General features: G+C 69.1%; 14 protein-coding genes and 3 pseudogenes. 9 read left to right on the top strand and 8 right to left on the bottom strand.

The window, feature by feature from the left end; all coding sequences use genetic code 11:
* Positions 1-53: 53 nt before the first annotated feature.
* A complete protein-coding gene (locus tag ACZ7DL_RS36375) occupies positions 54-437 on the top strand; it encodes a hypothetical protein (RefSeq protein WP_470780975.1) in 384 nt (127 codons plus the stop codon).
* 615 nt (positions 438-1052) lie between these two features.
* Here ACZ7DL_RS36375 and ACZ7DL_RS36370 read toward each other — a convergent pair.
* On the bottom strand, positions 1053-2174 hold the full coding sequence (locus ACZ7DL_RS36370) for an FAD-dependent oxidoreductase (protein WP_470780973.1): 1122 nt from the start codon (positions 2172-2174) through the stop codon (positions 1053-1055).
* Between the two features lie 215 nt (positions 2175-2389).
* Between ACZ7DL_RS36370 and ACZ7DL_RS36365 the strand changes: the two genes are divergently transcribed.
* Positions 2390-2890, top strand: a complete 501-nt coding sequence (locus ACZ7DL_RS36365; RefSeq protein ID WP_470780971.1) for a GNAT family N-acetyltransferase — start codon at positions 2390-2392, stop codon at positions 2888-2890.
* 559 nt (positions 2891-3449) lie between these two features.
* Here ACZ7DL_RS36365 and ACZ7DL_RS36360 read toward each other — a convergent pair.
* Positions 3450-3836, bottom strand: coding sequence for a VOC family protein (locus tag ACZ7DL_RS36360; protein ID WP_470780969.1), 387 nt, complete (start codon positions 3834-3836; stop codon positions 3450-3452).
* 864 nt (positions 3837-4700) lie between these two features.
* Between ACZ7DL_RS36360 and ACZ7DL_RS36355 the strand changes: the two genes are divergently transcribed.
* Positions 4701-5585: a DUF4158 domain-containing protein gene (locus tag ACZ7DL_RS36355; RefSeq protein ID WP_470780967.1), complete on the top strand. Its 885-nt coding sequence runs from the start codon at positions 4701-4703 to the stop codon at positions 5583-5585.
* A gap of 244 nt (positions 5586-5829) precedes the next feature.
* On the top strand, positions 5830-7662 hold the full coding sequence (locus ACZ7DL_RS36350) for a Tn3 family transposase (RefSeq protein WP_470780965.1): 1833 nt from the start codon (positions 5830-5832) through the stop codon (positions 7660-7662).
* A 180-nt stretch (positions 7663-7842) separates the two neighbouring features.
* On the opposite strand, the gene ACZ7DL_RS36345 is transcribed toward ACZ7DL_RS36350, so the two are convergent.
* Positions 7843-8634: an ABC transporter permease gene (locus ACZ7DL_RS36345; protein WP_470780963.1), complete on the bottom strand. Its 792-nt coding sequence runs from the start codon at positions 8632-8634 to the stop codon at positions 7843-7845.
* On the bottom strand, positions 8631-9593 hold the full coding sequence (locus ACZ7DL_RS36340) for an ATP-binding cassette domain-containing protein (protein WP_470780962.1): 963 nt from the start codon (positions 9591-9593) through the stop codon (positions 8631-8633). Before ACZ7DL_RS36340 ends, ACZ7DL_RS36345 begins: the two co-directional genes overlap by 4 nt.
* A 203-nt stretch (positions 9594-9796) precedes the next feature.
* Between ACZ7DL_RS36340 and ACZ7DL_RS36335 the strand changes: the two genes are divergently transcribed.
* Entirely contained in the window at positions 9797-10531 is a 735-nt protein-coding gene (locus ACZ7DL_RS36335; protein ID WP_470780960.1) for a GbsR/MarR family transcriptional regulator, read from the top strand.
* Positions 10532-10779: 248 nt separating this feature from the next.
* The gene (locus tag ACZ7DL_RS36330) at positions 10780-11649 is read left to right on the top strand and encodes a recombinase family protein (protein WP_470780958.1); all 870 of its coding nucleotides are present in this window, start codon (positions 10780-10782) and stop codon (positions 11647-11649) included.
* Positions 11650-11759: 110 nt separating this feature from the next.
* On the opposite strand, the pseudogene ACZ7DL_RS36325 reads toward ACZ7DL_RS36330, so the two are convergent.
* Positions 11760-11879 (bottom strand): annotated as a pseudogene (locus ACZ7DL_RS36325) (IS5/IS1182 family transposase); the annotation flags it as partial.
* Between the two features lie 234 nt (positions 11880-12113).
* Positions 12114-12758 (bottom strand): dihydrofolate reductase family protein, encoded by a 645-nt coding sequence (locus ACZ7DL_RS36320; protein ID WP_470780957.1) that lies wholly within the window; start codon positions 12756-12758, stop codon positions 12114-12116.
* A 356-nt stretch (positions 12759-13114) separates the two neighbouring features.
* On the opposite strand from ACZ7DL_RS36320, the pseudogene ACZ7DL_RS36315 reads away from it, so the two are divergent.
* A pseudogene (locus ACZ7DL_RS36315) lies at positions 13115-13538 on the top strand (helix-turn-helix domain-containing protein); the annotation flags it as partial.
* Positions 13539-13813: 275 nt separating this feature from the next.
* Here ACZ7DL_RS36315 and ACZ7DL_RS36310 read toward each other — a convergent pair.
* Positions 13814-15226, bottom strand: a complete 1413-nt coding sequence (locus ACZ7DL_RS36310; protein ID WP_470780955.1) for an FG-GAP repeat protein — start codon at positions 15224-15226, stop codon at positions 13814-13816.
* Positions 15227-16086: 860 nt separating this feature from the next.
* Here ACZ7DL_RS36310 and ACZ7DL_RS36305 point away from each other — a divergent pair.
* Together ACZ7DL_RS36305 and ACZ7DL_RS36300 are read left to right on the top strand one after the other, a co-directional pair.
* Positions 16087-17034, top strand: a complete 948-nt coding sequence (locus ACZ7DL_RS36305) for a hypothetical protein (protein WP_470780953.1) — start codon at positions 16087-16089, stop codon at positions 17032-17034.
* A gap of 499 nt (positions 17035-17533) precedes the next feature.
* Positions 17534-17770 (top strand): annotated as a pseudogene (locus ACZ7DL_RS36300) (membrane-associated oxidoreductase); the annotation flags it as partial.
* A gap of 40 nt (positions 17771-17810) precedes the next feature.
* Here the strand turns inward: ACZ7DL_RS36300 and ACZ7DL_RS36295 are convergent.
* A partial coding sequence (locus ACZ7DL_RS36295) for a WD40 repeat domain-containing protein (protein WP_470780951.1) occupies positions 17811-18272 on the bottom strand: 462 nt, incomplete at its 5' end.

Raw genomic sequence — 18272 nt, 5'->3', positions numbered from 1 at the left:
CTCTCTCCCTCGCTGCTACTCTCTGCGGGTTCACATGACTCAGGGGGAAGTCCTTGCTCACGTCGGTTGCCACCGAATGGCTGTGGCTGCTGGCCGTCACAGCCCTCGTGATCCACTGCTCCGCCATGGCGAAATGGATACCGGTCCAGAGATTCTGGACGGTGTACCCCTTCATCTGGGTGGTGTGCGGCACCGGAGCGGTGACGTACGGCGTATGGCGCGGCTTCGCCACGGAAGACATGCTCGTCGTGTGCTCGTTCGCGCTGATCGGACTGACGATCGGCATGTACCCGACTCGCAAGCTGTTCGCGGAGTGGGCACGGGAGATCAACGAGGGAGTGACACGCGAGCGGTACGACTACCCTCGCTCACACCTCGCGTTCTGTGGCGCATCCGTGCTCGTGATGTTGGCCGCCGCGGTCCTGCTGACCCGCTGACAGGCCACAAACCGTGGCGAGCAGACCCTCCGCCCCGAGGAGACGCCGTAGGGCATGCGGTCAGTGGCTGGCCGGACGCCCAGTGGCCCATTGCCGGGTCGGTGCGTAGGGTCTGCCACGATCAGGCGGGGCCCGGGGCCGTGCACCCCCGCCGTGGCGGAGCGGTGGCTTGCCTGGACGGCAGCCGGACTGGCGGGCCTGTGCTTCAAGCGGCCCCATGAGCCGTACCGACCGGTGAGGCCGTGACGGAGGTACAGGACGCGGGTGACTACCGAGGCCATCATCGGCGGCGTCACTGGCCACCTCGCCGCTCCCCGGACGGCGGTGCCGCTGGGCCGCTACGGCACCGCGGGCCGCCCGCAAAACACCGCTCGCGACCACGCTGACCAGGCCGCCGGCCGCGCCTTGGCCGACCTGTTGGCCTCGTCGGCGGACACCGCACCCATACGGTCTCCGCCAATCCCGACTAGCTCGGCATTGACCCGAACCGGATCGAACCAAGGGTTCGCGCACTCCCGTCCGGTGAACGGTGACCGCTCGCAGAACGGAGAGCACACAGCGGGCCAGGCACCTGAGCAAGAGGTGGCGGTCACCGTGGTGACGTCGGTCAGCGGCTCATGGGGTCCGCTCGTCCCGGGCGAAGAAGTTGATCAGGTCCTCTGGTGTGAGGTTGGCAGGGATTTCCGCTCCAGCCTCGCCGACCGCGGTGCCGCGCAGGAACAGTGCTTGCTCGTATTCGGTGAGCGCGGCCTCGATGTCGTCGGGGTGCGCGGCGAGGGCCTTGCCGAGTTCGGCGCCGTCGAGCATGGCCAGGTTGGCGCCTTCGCCGTTCGGGAGCGTGAGGTGGGCGGCGTCGCCGAGCAGGGTCACCCCCGGCACCCGGTCCCACCGGTGCCCGGTCGGCAAGGCATAGAGGGGGCGCAGGGCCGGCGCGACATCGCTGTCGGTGATCAGAGCGGTGAGCTCCGGCGCCCAGTCGTCGAACTCCTGCGCGATCCGCGCGGTGGCCGCGGCGGGATCGGTGAAGTCGATGGCGGCGAACCAGTCCCGCGGCTCGGACAGCCCCACGTAGGCGTGCAGGGTGTCGTCCCTTTCCCGGTGAGCGAAGATCTCCCTGCCCGGCGTGAGCGCGATCATCGACCCGCCGCCGACCGCCTTCGCGGCGGCGGGGTGCCGGGTGTCGGCGTCGAACAGGTAGGTCTCGACGACCGACTTCCCGGTGTACTCGGGTGTGGCCGGGGAAAGCAACGGCCGGATGCGCGACCACGCGCCGTCCGCGCCGATCAGCAGGCTGGTGACAACCGTGTTGCCGTCGGCGAACGCCAGCTCGTGGCGTCCCTCGCCGAGGCTACGGGTGCTGCGCACCTTGTGCCCCCACCGGACGGTGCCGGGCGGAAGTGAGTCGAGCAGGATCTGTCGCAGGTCGCCGCGCATCACCTCGGGGCGTCCGCCCGTGCCGTCGTCGCCTTGGTCGAGCCGGACGGTGCCGTCCGGGTCGAGGATCCGCATCGTCTGGCGGCCCTCCAGAATGATGTCGCGGAACTCGTTCATCAGGCCGGCCGCCTGCACGGCCAGTTGGCCGTTGTAGTCGTGAATGTCGAGCATCCCGCCCTGCGACCGCGCCGTCGGTGAGGTCTCCGCCTCGTAGACCGTGGCCGGGATGCCGTTGACGTGCAGGACACGTGCGAGCGTCAGTCCGCCGAGTCCGGCGCCGACGATCGTCATGTGAGTGGTCATGGTGATTCCTTGCCTGTGGTACGCCTGCCGGACGGGCATCCGGCAGCATCTCCAGCAAGACTCCAGGCCCCCGCCGACAAGCCGCCGACACCGGACCGACAGCGCCGACAGAGCGCCGACACCGGACCGACAGCCCCGGCATACGACCGACACCGTGGCTCCCGCCGTGCGGAAACTCAGGTGGCCTCAACGCGCCGTCTGGGTAGAGTCGGGCAGTGCCCGAGTTGAAGCAGTTGCATGGTGGTCATGCCCCGGCGGTCCTTGCCTTCGAGCTGGCGAACCGCGCCTATTTCGCTGCCTCGGTCTCCGACCGCGGCGACGACTTCTTCGACCGGTTCACCGACCGGTACAACGCCTTGCTGGCTGAGCAGGAGGCCGGCATCTGCGCTTTTTACGTGCTCGTCGCCGAAGACGGCTCGATACTGGGCAGGTTCAACCTGGTCGACATCGAGGATCGCACTGCGGAACTCGGCTACCGGGTCGCACAGGACGTCGCCGGCCGCGGCGTGGCGACCACGACCGTTCGGGAGCTGTGCCGGCTGGCGGCGTCGCGGCACGGGCTGCGCACACTGCGGGCGGCCACCGCCCACGAGAATGCCGCGTCCCAGAAGGTGCTGACCAAAGCCGGGTTCGTCTTGCTCGGACCAGCCGACCCAGCCGATCTCGGGGGTAAGCAAGGCAACTGGTATCAGCGCGACTTGGTTTCCCAGCCGTAATCCGCGCCAACGAACACACCCGTCACCCCTCACCCGACGGGCTCGTCCCGCTCACCTGCAACGCCACCCGGTGACCGTTCACGACGCCGGTCGTCCAGCCCGTGCACGACGTCGCCCGCCGGCTCGCCCAGTCCGCCTGGCGACGTCGCCACCAGCCCCGAGTCCGTGCCGGTTGTTACCGGAGGCAAGCCGCGAGTCCGCCATGAAGATCACGACCTGCCGCTGGAGTACTGGTTCGAAGCACATCTCGACACCGGAGATTGAAGAACAGGTCAGTTGATCAGGCCGACAACGCCGACTTCGCCGAGGCCGTCAGCACACTGCAGGACGTTGGCGTTCGACCGGGATGTCCAGCGCGCCTGGACCGGTCTGGACCGCCTGGCCGTCCCCGCATTTCCGTGCGAGGTCGGGGGCATCGGCGCCGCCGCACTGGTTGAGCGCGCCGCCGAGGGGCAGTCCGGCGGGGTTGCCGTCGGCTGTGCCGGTGCCCCGCGTGGTGCTTCCGATGGCGTGAGCCCCGTCCTGCGAGACGGCCGACGCGATCGGGCTCCCTGGGGCGTCATTCCCACCGCTGCGCGTTGCTGTCGTCGAGGTTGCCCGGCGGGCGCGGGATGACACAGAAGAGGAGGCCCGCCGGATCGCGCATGATCCACCAGGAGTGGACACTGCGCACCCGCGTCGCCCCCAGGCGTCCCAGCCGGGCCACCTCCGCCTCCACGTCGTCGGTGTGGATGTCCAGGTGGACCCGGGGCCCGCTCTGCGAGTCGAGGCGCTGGAAGTACAGCCACACGCGGGGGCTGTGCAACGCCGCGCTGGTGTACGCCGGGGAGTCGGGCACCACGGCCGTCGGTGTGCCGGTGGCGGCTCCCCAGAAGGCCGTGACGCGGTCGTGGTCCGCCGCCGGTACGTCGATGACCTCCTTGCAGATCCTGCTGCAGTGAGCCATGCCGGGACTGTCTCCTCGTCCGGGGGTGCGGTGGACTCCGTGGCCGCGCGGATCAGTGGTCGGCCCGCTTCGCGTCGAGCCGCCGGATCAGGTGCCGGGACTGCAACCGCAGCGTCGCGTCCAGGAGGTCTCCCGTCGTCAGGCGCTCCAGCAGGGCCGCGGTCGCCCGGCGAAGGTGTCTGTTCGGCCTCGGCCCTGGCCGACGCGCGTGCCGTCTGCCCGTGCGCTGGCAGCGGACAGCGCGCCCACCGGGACACCGCGGCGACGGCCCCCGCCCCTGGACGGCGGTCCATGCGGCTCAAGGTCGACTGTGCCGATGTGAGCTGTGGCATTGCCGGCCACAGCGGCCAGTTCCACCATGGCCTGCTCAAGGACATCAAGGAAGGCAGCTCGTCATGGGCGATCATGTGCACGTGCGACTCAACCAGGGGCTGAGCGTGTCGGAGGACGGGGAACTGATCGAGCACTCCCGCTGCCGTTGCGGGGCAACCTTCAGCAGGGTGTTCGACGCCGACGGCGGGGAGCCGGAACGCCCGACCGGGTCATGATCCGCGCTCCGGGCGAGAAGTACGGCCGCCGCCGGACCGAACGGCCTGTTGCCGTGCGGCCGCCTGGGCGCGGCGATTGGTCGCGACGGCTGCTGGTGTGATCGGGGTGAGACGCGGCAACGGCTCGGTCGCCCGCTTGCCGTTCGCTCGGCGCCTGTACATGGCCCCGGTGTCCCAGCTCAGACACCAGCCGCAAAGTAGGTCTCGGGTAGCTGGACGAGTCCCGTTTCCCTGTCCTGGGCATCGTCGTTGGCCTGATCGAGTGATCGAGGCCAAAGGGGCGTGCGTGCGGCAAGAGTGGTCGCCAGAGGAGCTGTTGGCGAACTGGACGCTGGTCGACGGCGACTGGGACCTGGTGGCGAACAAGAGCGGGACGACCCGGCTCGGCTTCAGCCTCTTGCTGAAGTTCTTCGAGCTGGAAGGCCGGTTCCCCGATGTGCTGGAAGAGGTCCCGCCGGCCGCGGTGGAGTACGTCGCCGAGCTGGTGAAGGTCCCGGCCACCGAGTTCGCGAAGTACATGCTGGTCGGCCGGACTGCCGAGTACCACCGCAAGCAGATCCGTGAGGCCCTGGGATTCCGGCCGTCGACGGTTGCGGACGAGAAGGCGCTGGCCGAGTGGCTGGCCGTGGAGGTCTGTCCGGTCGAGCTGGTGGAGGACCAGCAGCTCGAGGCCCTACTGGTCGAGTGCCGGGCCCGGAAGATCGAGCCGCCGGGCCGTACCCGGGTCGAGAAGGTGCTCGGCGCGGCGCGGGGGAAGTGGGAGAAGACGTTCTGCGCCCGCGCGATCGGCCGCCTGGGCCAGACGGGCACGGCCCTGCTGTTGTCCCTGGTGGCCGAGGACAACGAGGCGGGGACCGCCTTGCTGGCCGCGCTCAAGCGCGACCCGGGCGCGGTGGGCCTGGACTCCTTGCTCACGGAGATCACCAAGCTCAACGACGTGCGCAAGCTCGGGCTGCCCGACGGGCTGTTCGCGGACTGCTCGGAGAAGCTGGTGGCCGCCTGGCGGGCACGGGCGATCAAGATGTACCCCTCGGACTTCCGCGACACGAGCGAGCGCGTACGGATCACCCTGCTCGCGGCGCTGTGTCGTCCCGTCAGGCGGAGATCACCGACGCTCTGGTCGACTTGCTGGTCGCCCTGGTCCACAAGATCAATGCCCGTGCCGAGCGGCGGGTGGAGAAGCAGCTCACCGCCGAGTTGAAGAAGGTCCGCGGCAAGGAGGGCATCCTCTTCAAGCTAGCCACAGCCGCCGTCGAGATGCCCGACGAGGTCGTACGCCCGGCTCTGTTCCCGGTGGTCGGCGAGAAGACGCTGCGCGAGCTGGTCGCCGAGGCGAAGGCGAACGAGAAGGTCTTCAAGGCCAAGGTCCGCACTACCCTGCGCTCCTCCTACAGCTCGTACTACCGGCAGATGCTGCCGCCGCTGCTGAACACTCTGGGCTTCAGGTGCAACAACACCGCCTATCGGCCGGTGATGGACGCGATGAGCTTGCTGAAGAAGTACGCCGACGTCGACGGCACGACCCGCTTCTACGACGCACCACGGATGTGGTGCCGATGGACGGAGTGGTGCGCCAGGACTGGCGCGAGGCGGTCGTCGACGACAAAGGCAGGGTCGAGCGCATGCCGTACGAACTGTGCGTCCTGGTCGCGCTGCGAGACGCCGTACGGCGTCGTGAGATCTACGTCGAGGGCGCGGCCCGCTGGCGCAATCCGGAGGACGACCTGCCCGGTGACTTCGAGGCCACCCGCGCCGTGCACTACGCCGCGATCCGGCAGCCGCTGAACCCGCGGGCATTCATCGCGGACCTGAAGAAGCGCATGACCGCGCGCCTGGACCAGCTGTCCGGCGCACTCGCGGACGGCTCGGCGGGCGGGGTGAAGGTCACCACCCGCGAGGGCGAGCCGTGGATCACCGTTCCGAAGCTGGAGCCGCTGGCCGAGCCCACCGGCCTGGCGGCCCTCAAGGAGGAGGTCGCACGCCGCTGGGGCGTGCTGGGCCTCCGGGACGTGCTGAAGAACGCCGACTTCCTCACCGGGTTCACCAAGGAGTTCTCCTCAGTGGCCGCGTACGAGTGCATCGAGCGTGACGTCCTCCAGCGCCGCCTGCTGCTGGCCCTCTTCGCGCTGGGCACGAACATGGGCATTCGGGCGATCGTGGCGACCGGTGAGCACGGCGAGAGCGAGGCCGCGTTGCGGCACGTGCGGCGGCACTTCATTACCGTCGACAACCTCCGTGCCGCCGTCACCAGGCTGGTGAACACCACCTTCGCCGCCCGCGATACCGCATGGTGGGGCCGCGGCACCGCGTGCGCGTCGGACTCGAAGAAGTTCGGGTCCTGGTCCTCGAACTTCAAGACCGAGTACCACGCCCGCTACTGCGGCAATGGCGTGATGATCTACTGGCACGTCGAGCGGAAGAACGTCTGCATCTACTCTCAGCTCAAGAGCTGTTCGTCGTCCGAGGTCGCCGCGATGATCGAGGGCCTGCTGCGGCACTGCACCGACGCCGAGATCGAGTCGAACTACGTCGACACCCACGGCGCGAGCATCGTCGGGTTCGCCTTCACTGAACTGCTCAACTTCCGCCTGCTGCCGCGGTTGAAGAACATCGGCAGCATCCGCCTGTACCGCCCGGACGACACCCCGCCCGGCTGGCCGGAGCTCGGCGCTTCGCTGACGAGGCCGATCCGCTGGGAGTTGATCGAGCAGCAATACGACCAGATGGTGAAGTACGCGACCGCGCTCCGGCTCGGAACGGCGGAGGCGGAGCAGGTGCGGCGGCGCTTCACCCGGGGTGGCCCCAAGCACCCCACCTACCAGGCCCTCGAAGAACTCGGCCGGGCCGTGCGCACGATCTTTGCGTGCGACTACCTGGCCAGCCCCGGCCTGCGCCGCGAGATCCACGGCGGGCTCCAGGTCGTGGAGAACTGGAACAGCGCGAACACCGCGCTCCACTACGGCAAGGACGGCGCCCTGAGCGGCCCGGACAAGGAGCACGCCGAGACGTCGATGCTCGCCCTGCACCTGCTCCAGTCCGCGCTCGTGCACGTCAACACTCTGCTGGTGCAGCAGGTCCTTGCCGAACCGGAGTGGGCGAAGAAGCTGAGCGACGAGGACCGGCGAGGCCTGACCGCGCAGTTCTGGTCGAACGTCAACCCGTACGGCACGTTCCGCCTGGACATGGACGCCAGGCTCGACCTTAAACCGGTTGCCGCCGTGCCCCGCCCCCGCACATCTGCCGGCGCCGCCGACCGATCACGCACGCAGACACGATGAGGGACTTCCGGGTTTCATCGACCGGGCGCCCGACCCCCCGAGCCGGCCTCGCAATGGTCTGATTCAGATACGGAGAAACAGTCGCCGCGTCGCAGATCTCAGTGGCCCATGGCCATCAAAGGATGCTCGCGTCAGCGTGCAGACCGGAGAGCTGCTGCTGGTCACCGGCAACTAAGCCGCTCACCGGGTGGGCTCGCGGTTGTAGAGCTTCTTGGCCCACAGGTAGCCGCCCAGGGCGATCAGGGCACACCAGCCGATGGCGAGAATCGCGTTGTTGCCGATCGGGGTGCCCATCAGCAGCCCGCGCAGGGTCTCGATGAACGGGGTGAACGGCTGGTAGTCGGCGAACCATTGAAGCCCGACGGGCATCGAGTCGGTGGGAACGAATCCGCTGCCCATCATCGGCAGGATCATCAGTGGCGTCAGCATGTTGCTCGCGGCAGCGACGCTCTTGGCCATGATGGCCAGCGCGACCGACAGCCAGGTGAGCGCGAAGATGATCAGCACGAGCACGCCGATCACGCCGAGCCATTCACCGAAGTCCGCGGTGGGCTCGAAACCCACCAGTAGTGCGACGCCGGTGACGATTGCCATGCTCAGCAGGGTCTGGGCCAGGCTGCCCAGCACGTGGCCGGTGAGCACCGAGACCCGGGCGATGGCCATGGTGCGGAACCGGGCGACTATGCCCTCGGTCATGTCGAGGGCCACCGAGATCGCGGTGCCCTGGGCCGCGGTGGCCGCAGTCATCAGGATGACACCGGGCACGACGTAGTTCACGTACGTGTCACGGCCGCCCGACGGCCCGCCGAGGCCGCTGCCGAGGATGCCGCCGAGGACGTAGACGAACAGCAGCAGGAAGACCACCGGGACCCCGGCGGCGGTGAGGGTGAGCGTCGGGTAGCGCAGCATGTGCCGCAACTGGCGGCGCAGCATGGTCGCCGAATCGGTGAAGGCGTGGGTGGCGATGCTCATCGGGCGGGCTCCTGTTCCGCGACTGGGTTGCCCGTCAGTGCGAAGAAAACGTCGTCGAGATCGGGGGTGTGGACCTGGAATTCGTCCACGGTGAGCGAGGCGCGGTCGAGCCAGTCAAGGAGTGCGCGCAACGACCGGACGTCGCCCTGGCTGGCGACCTGCAGAGTGAGTGCCTCATCGTTGCGGGACACCACGTCCAGGGTCTGGGCCGCGTAGTCATGGCCGCGTGCGTCGGTGAACCGCAGGGTGATGTGGCCGCCGCCGACCTGCCGCTTGAGTTCCTCTGCCGTGCCCTGGGCGACGAGCTTGCCCTGGTGCAGCACCGCGATCCGGTCGGCGAGCTGGTCGGCCTCCTCGAGGTACTGGGTGGTGAGGAAGATCGTGACGCCTTCGTCGGTCACCAGCCCGCGGATGATCTCCCACATGGTCCGCCTGCTGCGCGGGTCCAGCCCGGTGGTCGGCTCGTCGAGGAAGATCACCCGGGGTCGGCCGACCAACGTCATCGCGAGGTCTAGGCGGCGGCGCATCCCGCCGGAGTACGTCACCGCGGGCTTGCGGGCCGCCTCCACCAGGTCGAATCGCGCCAGCAGGTCGGTGGCGCACTGCCGCCGTTCCCGGCGGGGCAGGTGGTGCAGGTCGGCCATCAGCAGCAGGTTCTCCTCGCCGGTGAGAAAGCTGTCAACCGCGGAGAACTGGCCCGTGACGCCGATCGCGGCACGGACCGCGTCCGGATCACGGACCACGTCGTGGCCGGCGACCCGCATCTCCCCGGCGTCGGCGCGGATGAGCGTGGACAGGATCTGCACCATGGTGGTCTTGCCCGCGCCGTTCGGGCCGAGTAACGCGAAGACCGACCCTGCGGGGATGTCGAGGTCGATGCCGCTCAGCACCACGTGGTCGCCGTACGCCTTGCGTACCGAGGTCGCCGTGAGCGCGGGGGGATCGAGGTCGGTAGTCATGGGTTTCGCTTCCGTCGATGAGCTTCAGACCTTCACAGTTCTGTAAAAATTACGTTGCATACATCAACACGTCAATCATATTCACGTGAAGCAACGGAGTATTTCCAGGTAGATGAGGTAAATCGTTGCATGGCGCATGTCGGCTAATGCAACGGATCGCGTTGCATTAAGCTGGCTCGGACGACAACAGCGGAGGACACCCGATGCCTGGTGACCGACTCACCCTCCAGGACCGGCGGCAGATCGCCACGGGACTGCGCGAGGGACTGACCTACGCCGCTATCGGCCGCCGCATTGGGCGCCCGACCTCGACCGTCACCCGCGAGGTGGTGCGCAACGGCGGGCCTCGCGGCTACCACGCCGAGGCGGCCCACCAAGCCAGCACACGGCACGCGCGGCAGGGCAGGACCACTGCGCTGACAACCTCACCGGGAAGGGGCGACCTCAGCGGGCGTGATCCACGGCTCGTGGACGAGGTGGGTGCGCAGAGCGTGGAACTGATGATTCAGGCCGGGCTCCCGCCGATGATGGCCAAGGTGCTCGCCGTGCTCTTCACCACCGACAGCGGCAGCCTCACCTCCGCGGAACTCGTGCAACGCCTGCACGTCAGCCCCGCCTCCATCTCCAAGGCCATCGGCTACCTGGAAAACCAGGCACTCATCAAACGCGAACGCGACCCCCACAGTCGCGCCGAACGCTACGTCATCGACGACGACGTGGTGTTCAAATCCATCATGGCCAGCGTGCGCAACCAAACCCAGATCGCCGAGACTTGCATGACCGGAGCCCAAAAACTCGGCACCGCCACCCCCGCCGGCGCTCGACTGGAAAACACGAGCCAGTTCCTCCTCCACGTCATCGATGACCTGGCCCGCTCGGCTGAGCACTGGCACAAGATCTACCCCACCCGCCCTCGAAAGGCGTCCGAAACCGACTGAGCGGGTCACATTGGTCGCAGGTCTCGCCCTACCGCTTCCGTGGCAATGTCCACCTTCAGAGCTGAGATCCCCCGAGGGGTCGACATCTTGACGGTCTCCCAACCGCATTCGATCCCAGGGGTCGCGTTTCACAGGTGGTCGCTCGTGAAACACCCGGCCGCCCGGCGGCCCACCTGCGGCGATCATGTTTCATGAGTTGTTGCAAACGGCTAGATGCCTGAAACACCCTCATGAAACGATCCGGGGTCGTGAGCGACGACTTCAAGCGCGTGGAATCGCACGACTGCCCGATGTCCACCTGCGCCGCTCCGGCGGGCTCCCCGTGCCGGACCGGCAAAGGCAAGGTGGCGATCCAGTACCACACCGCCCGCTTCCGCCTCGTGCCGCAACTCGCCAAGGCGCTCAGTGTGCCGACCCCCGCCGTACGCAAGCCGGGGTCGGTCTGGACCGAGCTGCCCCGTCCGGTGAGCGCCTGCGCCGAACCGGTCGGGCACGTCCGTCTCGGATACGCCCGCGCCTCGACCGCCCGGCAGTCCCTCGACGCACAACTCGACTCCCTCGCCGAGGCCGGGGTGACGCGGGTCTACTCGGAGAAGATCTCCACCCGCGCCACCCGGCGCCCCGAGCTGGAGGCCGCCGTGAAGCTCGCCGGGGAGATCCGTTCCTCCGGCGTCGCCGTCACCCTCGTCGTCCACGAACACAAACGACTCGGCCGCGGCATCGAACTCGCCATGCTCGCCGAGGAACTGAAGGCCAGCGACGTCGCCTTGGAGTTCCTCACCGGGGAGCTGAAGGGTTCGCACGACCCGTCAGGCATCGTGTTTACCGTGCTCGCCGCGATGTCCGGCATGGAACGCGAGTACATCCGCGACCGTACCCTCGAAGGCCACGAGTCCGCCCGCAAGCGAGGCAAGACCATCGGCGGCGCGGGCGTCACCGACGAGTCCATGGTCTCCATGGCTCTCCACCTGCGTGACCAGGAGATGAGCCTGCGCGACATCGCCAAGCGGCTCGTCATCACCACGGGCGCGAAGAAGGGCCAGCACCCATCACCCGCCACCGTCATGCGGATGCTGCGCGAACACGACGAACAGGCCGCCACGGCAGCGGGCGCGTGATCACCAGGCTAGTTTGCGGCTGGTGTCTGAGCTAGGACGACAAGGCCTACATGGCGTGCGAACGCACGGCCCGACCCTCGGTCGTCTCGCCGTTCCCCGTGGATGCGTCAGCGGCGGAAGCCGTGCAGTCGGGAGATGGTTCGCTCGACAACCCAGCGGAAGATGTCCAGTCCCGTGCCGTGTGGCCGGCACCGTTCGGCTCGGGGTCGATTGATCGGGCTTCCGATGCCTCACGGCTCGGCGGGGTGGGTGCCGCAGTGAATGCCGGATTCACTGCGGCAGAGCCGGACGGGGCGGACCTCCTGGGCCAATCCGATCGAGGCCCACTTCGGCCGGCTGCGCCAGTTCACCCTGGCCAACTCCCATAATGGCAGCCACCCCGCACAGGCCCAGGCCACTGCACCGCTACCGTCGGGGCGGACGCCCCCTCGCAGTCGCGACCTGGACTCGAGGGCGCCCTCGCGTCACCGTCGCCAGAACAGGTGGTGCGTCACGCCGCTCGGGCTGGGCACGACCTCCAAGTGGTACCGGTCGAGCAGTTCATCAGGGGACTCCCACAGGCGAAGGCCGGACCCCAGCTTTACCGGCGAGACCGCCACATGCATCGTGTCGACGAGGCCGGCGTCAAGGAACTGCCGGATCGTATTGACCCCGCCGCCGAGCCGGACGTCCTTGCCCTCCGCCGCTTCGCGCGCCCGTTCGAGGACCGTGGCCGGGTCGCCGTCGACGAAGTGGAACGTGGTGTCGCAGAGCGTGAACGACGGACGCCTGTGGTGCGTCATGACGTACACCGGGGTGCGGAACGGGGGCTCCTCCCCCCACCAGCCGCGCCACTCATGGTCTTGCCAGGGCCCGCGCTGGGGCCCGAACTTGTTGCGGCCCATGATCTCGGCACCGATGTTGCGTGCGAAGTCTCGCGTGAAGCAGTCGTCGAGGCCCCGGCTCCCTCCGGGTTCCGTGCGCATGGGCCAGCTCGCCGTGGCGCCCGCCCAGGCAAACAGCCTCTCGGGGTGGTCGTGGCCGAACGGCCGCTCGAGGCTCTGGTGCTCACCGGCACCGATTCCGTCACTCGAGACGTTGAAGTTCATCACTCTCAGCAGTTGATCCACGTGTTTCCTCGCCAGCCTGTCGTGTCATCGTGCGGCAAGGCGCCGCACATCATGACGTCGAACGGGACGAGGCCCAATCGACAGCGGCCCGCAACTTTTTTCCAAGGCGCACCAGGAAGCTCCCGCCGGGTCGGCCGCCGCGACCATTCAGATGCGTCGCAAAGGACGTCACCGCCCGTCCCGCCGTCACCACCGCCAACCCGGCGAATCGTCCTGGTCAGAGCACCAGAAGCAGTCCGGGCCCGGAGAGGGCCGAACGGGCACCGGCTCCCTCCGCCAGCTCCCCACCGCGCCGTCCGAGCACCGGTTCTCGGGCGCCCACGCGCCATGCCCAGCAGGTCGACGATGATGCCGCCCAGCAGGTCACCGTCAGCCTGCCCGAGCGGCACTACGAACTGGCCGGACAGGCTCCTTGCCCAGGCCCTGGAGGATTCGGAGGCCACCGGTGCACCGGTGCGCACATGTCTGCACCGAAAGGCCGGCGAGCTGGGGGCACGGTTCGGCGCCCAAGAGCAGGCAGGTGTGTTCGACCTGCTGGAGCGCTACGGATTCGAGCCGTGCCACGACGGTGACGCCATCCTGCTGGGCAACTGCCCCTTCCACGCGCTCGCCCGCGAGGACACTCAGACGGTGTTCGGCATGAATCTCCACCTGCTCGGCGGCGTTCTCGACGGGCTCGGCGAATCCGGCCTCCAGGCGCGCCTGGCCCCCGGCCCCGGCCACTGCTGCGTCCGTCTGGAACCGGCCCCCTCCCCGCCCGCGGCCGCACGGCCTTCCTGAGTGGCTTTCGGGCCAGAGAGCTGGCGGCGCGGCGCGTGCCACGGGCACGTGGTGGGCGAGTCAGGATCTGGACGCAGCTCACTCCGTCCCTGGGCAGAAGGCGGAGGTCCTGGACGTGCTCGAGGGGAAACTGCCGGAGGCCGACGTCCAGGGGGTGCCCCTTTCTTGTCGCACTCTCGGTGGCGGTGGCTGTCGAACTGCCCGTCGCACTCCTCATGGGACGGGGTGCGACGGGCAGGGCTGTACGGGCTTTGCTGGAGTTCGAGCGCTCGGCCTCAGCCGGCCAGGCGCACGCCGAACAGCGGGGAGCCGGCGGTGGAAACACCGGTGCCGGAGGCGCTGATTGCGGGTGTGCCGGTGGCGCTGGGACCGTTGCTGCCGCGGAGGTAGACAGCCGCCCCGTCGCCCGCGTTCTCGTCGGGAACGCCGACGAGCAGGTCCCAATCCAGGTCGTTGTGGGTATCGGCCAGATGGAGGGAGCTGCCGAAGTGGTCGCCGGTCTCGTCGTTGCCCGGAACATTCGGTGTGCTCTGGGCGAAGAACCGGGCGGACGTGGTGCTGTCGGCCCCGATGGCGTCCAAGCCCTTCTCACCGCCGAAAACGAGGGTTACCGCACCAGTTCCGGTGGCACTGCCCAGGCTCTCGCCCGGGGCGCCGATGGCAAGGATCTGGGAACCGTATCCGCGGGACGCCGCGACTTCCAGGGAGGCGCCGAAGCGGTCGCCGGGCTCACTGGTGCCCGGAATGTTGGGCGAGTCCTGCGTGACGGTGTACGAGACGGTGGCGGACGGTCCCTTCGCGTCGCTGTGGAAGACGCGGACGGCGCCACCGCCCTCGTTCGGGGCACCGAGCGCGATGTCCTCGTAGAAGTTGTTGTCGAAGTCGCCGATCGCGACCGAGGTGCTGGTGGGCAACTTGACGGTGCCGGCGGGGTCCAGGCCGGTGGCGGAGCCGAGGGCGTAGTACGTGCTGGGGCCGGTGACGACGATGTCGGCGATCAGGTCCTCGCCACCGAAGTTGCCCGAGGCGATGGCCGTCGGGGCACCCGTGACCGAGGCCGGCGGTACGAAGCGGTAACCGCCACCGTTGCCGCCGGCCTTGGTGAAGCCGCCGCGGTAGACGTCGATCGTCGCAATGTCCGAGCCGATGGCCAGATCCGGCTTCTGGTCGCTGTCGACCAGCGCGGCGAGGACCCGGCCGAACTTGTCGTGGGAGCCCGACGCCGGGTCGGCCACCGTCACCCCGCTGGTCAAGCCCGCGTCGGAGCCCCACAAGATGGCGACCGTGCCGCCGTCGGTGTCGGTGCCGAGGTCCTCGCCGGGGGCGCCGACGGCGAGGTCGGCGTAGCCGTCACCATTGAAGTCCTGCGCCACGACGGCGTCGCCGAAGCGGTCCTGGGCCTCGGACCCGCCCGGGACGCCGGGGCTGTCCTGGCTGATGACGGTGCGCCGGGTGTTGTTGGGATCGGTGGTGCCGCCCCACAAGATGACGACCTGCCCGGCGGCGGACTTGCCGGCCACGTAGGCGCCGGGGGCGGAGACCGCGATGTCGCGGTAGCCGTCGCCGTTGAAGTCGCCGGCCACGTTGGATCCGGCGGCGGTGGCGGCGCCTGCCGTAGCGGTGAGCAGCCCGCCCGTCAGGGCCGCGACGGCGGCGATGGCCAGGGTTCTGCGAAGGTGCTGGGGCACGCTGGGTCTCCTGCTTGGTACATGCGTCGAGAGAGAGCCGCCCGCGCCGGCCGGAGCCGACCTCGTCCCGGCGGCAGGCGGCGGTTGAGCGATCAAGGAGACCTGTGACCACGCGCAAAGGTTGTACGAGGGATGTGAGCGCGGCGTCACCGCGCCCAGCGGCGTCCCGGCCTGTGTCCAACGGCCCACCGGTTCGCTGGCGCGGGCAGCAGGATGAGCACGCGCAGGCCGCCGACCAGCCGGCACACCATCGTCCCCACTCCCCTGGCGGGAGCCGCACACCATGACACAGGCGACGGCCAACGCCCGTGAGACCCCCGGCACACCTCAGACCGGTGCCGGCGTCCCGCTCATGGCGCCAGACATCCGCTCCGGCCGGCGCCGACAGCGCCATGGTTTCGGCGGACGTACCGCACGGGTTCTCGTGGAGGGCCGAGGTGCCGATCCAGGGCGAGTGTCCGTCCACCGATTCGGTCGGGAATGTGGGTCGTACTGCACGACGACCGTGCCGCTCCCGCGGCGTACGCGCAGGTCGACGGCGGTCCGGCGGACCCGTGATGGATGAGGATCGTCGGCGAAGACCGGCCCCGGCCCTCATCCGCCGATCTGTTCGGACAGGCCGAGCCGTCTCCCGGCCCACCGCCACGCGGCGTGACCGGATCCGCCCCGGTTTCGCCTGTCGGCAGGCTGCGCATCGGCTTGGTGCGCACCCCGCCGAAACGATCCGGCCTGCAATGCGAAACGATGATCACATGAGTGAAGAACGGGGAAGCATCGAAGAGGAATCCATCGCGGATCTCGCCCGGCGACTCGTCACGGCGGACACCGGCGGCTGGACACCGGACGGGGTGAGGGCGCTGGTGGCCGAGCTCGGCTGGGCCTGGAACGGGACGCCGCACGATCCCGTCCTGACGGGTCGTTCCTCGGGTGACGCCCGCCTGCGCCCGGTCGGCGAGTTCGAAGAGCGTTACGTCGGCGGCGAGTCGTACGTGGAGCTCGCGGTCCCACTGACGACCGCCTCATCGGACGCCGTGGCGCAGGCCGCGGCCTTCCACGCCGCCCAGCAGGAAGTGACCGCGGCGCTGGGCAAACCGTCCATCATGGGTTCGCACGGCGACATGGGGCCCTTCTACGACAGCGGGCCGGTCTGGGGCGCGCCCTTCATGCGCTGGCGTGGAAGGCCGGACACGCTGGAACTGCGTGGGGGCAAGACGGGGCCGGAGCTGGTTTTGCAGCCCACCGGCCCGGCGGAGAACTGGTTCTGGCGTCAGGGCATCGGCGAGGAGCACTCGATCAGCGGCTTCTTCGGCAGCAATCGTGACCAGGCCAACGCCGGCCTCGGCTTCCCCGGCGGCTGGCGGGCCGGTAGCTGGGAGACCGTCACCCGATCGCTGGGCGATTTCCTGGGAGCACTGCCCGCCGAGACCACCGCCCTCGGCATCAGGATAGGAATGCCGTTCTACGGGCGCACCGACCGCGGCGCACCCATCCTGTTCGACGTGACGTGCGGTGATCGGCTGTCGATCGGCTGCTTCGCCCCGGCCGACGTCGATCCGGCGGCACTGGGCTGGGGCACGGTTGCCGAGCACCCGGGCACGGCATCGGTCTTCGGCGACGACGATCCTGTGTGGCGCGTGGACGGGGGCGGCCCCGGCGAACCGAAGGGCCGTGCCCTCGCGGAGCTGCTCGTGGCCACGGCCAGGGCTGTGGGGGTGAGCAAGCCAACCGATCTGATCGTCGGCGGCGAGGCCGAGTACGTGGACGGTTACCACGTCACCTACTACGGACTGGGCCTGCCGACCGGCTGACCGTTTCCCCGGGGTGTGCGCCGCCCGTGCCCGCGGCGCCGGAAGTCAGGCGCCCAGGGTCCGGGCGGCCGGCAGGAGACGGCCGTCCTCCCGGCCCCTGGGCGATCTGCGGCCGCCCGGCCGTGACTTCGGCGGCACGGCCGCCGCGCGGCGCGGATCCACCAGGGGTCCAGTGCATGGTCTCCTCGCGCGGGATACGGCATGAAGGACCTGCTGGAGAAGATCGAGACACGGCAGCGGCTGGTCCGCGAGACGGTCCTGGAACCGGCCGCCGAGCTGTCTCCCGTTGCCCGAGCGGAATCCTCACCGAGCCCGGTCTCTCACCCTGCCGCGGCCTGCTCGACCCGCCCACACCCCGCGTCAACCAAGGAGGCAGCGACTCGCAGTCGATGAGGCAGGGGCCAGGCTTGGCGGAAGCCGGCGGCATCGAGGCTCTCGCCCAGCTGGCTTGTTTCGTAGGACAGTTGACAGCTCTAAGCGAGGACGTCAGAGTCCCGGCGTGAGCGAGACCAATGATCTTACGCCGGCCGAGGCGCGTGTCTGGCGAGCCTTTCCACGAGTCCAGTCCGTGGACTTCCGCGCCGCCGAGAACGAGGATCCGGCGCTGGGCACCACCTGGGGCGCCGAGCGAACCGTACGGGCGAGTGTCCTGCGGGTACGTCTGCTCAAGGCTCCGCAGGAGGAGGGGGAGATCGCCGCGCTCAAGATCACGGGAGCGCGGATCACCGGCGTACTGGGGCCATCAGCGCCGATACACCTCATTGAGTCAGCTGTTGTCAGCGGGCAACCGTCCAGAGGCGGATCTGGTTGTCGGCGCCGGCGCTGGCGAGGAGCTTGCCGTCGGTGGTGAAGGCGACCGAGTGAACGGCGCCCGAGTGGCCGACGAGGGGGTAGCCGAGTGGTTTCGGTTCCGCCGGGTCGGCCAGGTTCCAGAGGCGGACCTTCTTGTCGGCGCCGGCGCTGGCCAGGACTTTGCCGTCGGTGGTGAAGGCGAGGCAGTAGACCGCGCCCGTGTGACCGGATAGGGGGGCGCCGATCTGGGTCGGGTGCGCGACGTCGGTCACATTCCACAGACGGACCGTCCGGTCCCCGCCTGCGCTGGCCAGGATCTTGCCGTCGGGGCTGAACACCACGCTGTGGACGCGGTTTTTGTGGCCGGGGACGGGTGCGCCCACGGTGGCCGGCGGGGTGGCCACGTTCCACAACAGGATCGAGTTGTCGGCGCTGCCGGTGGCCAT

This window comes from Streptomyces sp. NPDC036984 (genome assembly GCF_055607665.1).
The sequence above is the reverse complement of the archived record's forward strand: the minus strand, read 5'-3'. Positions and strand labels throughout refer to the sequence as shown.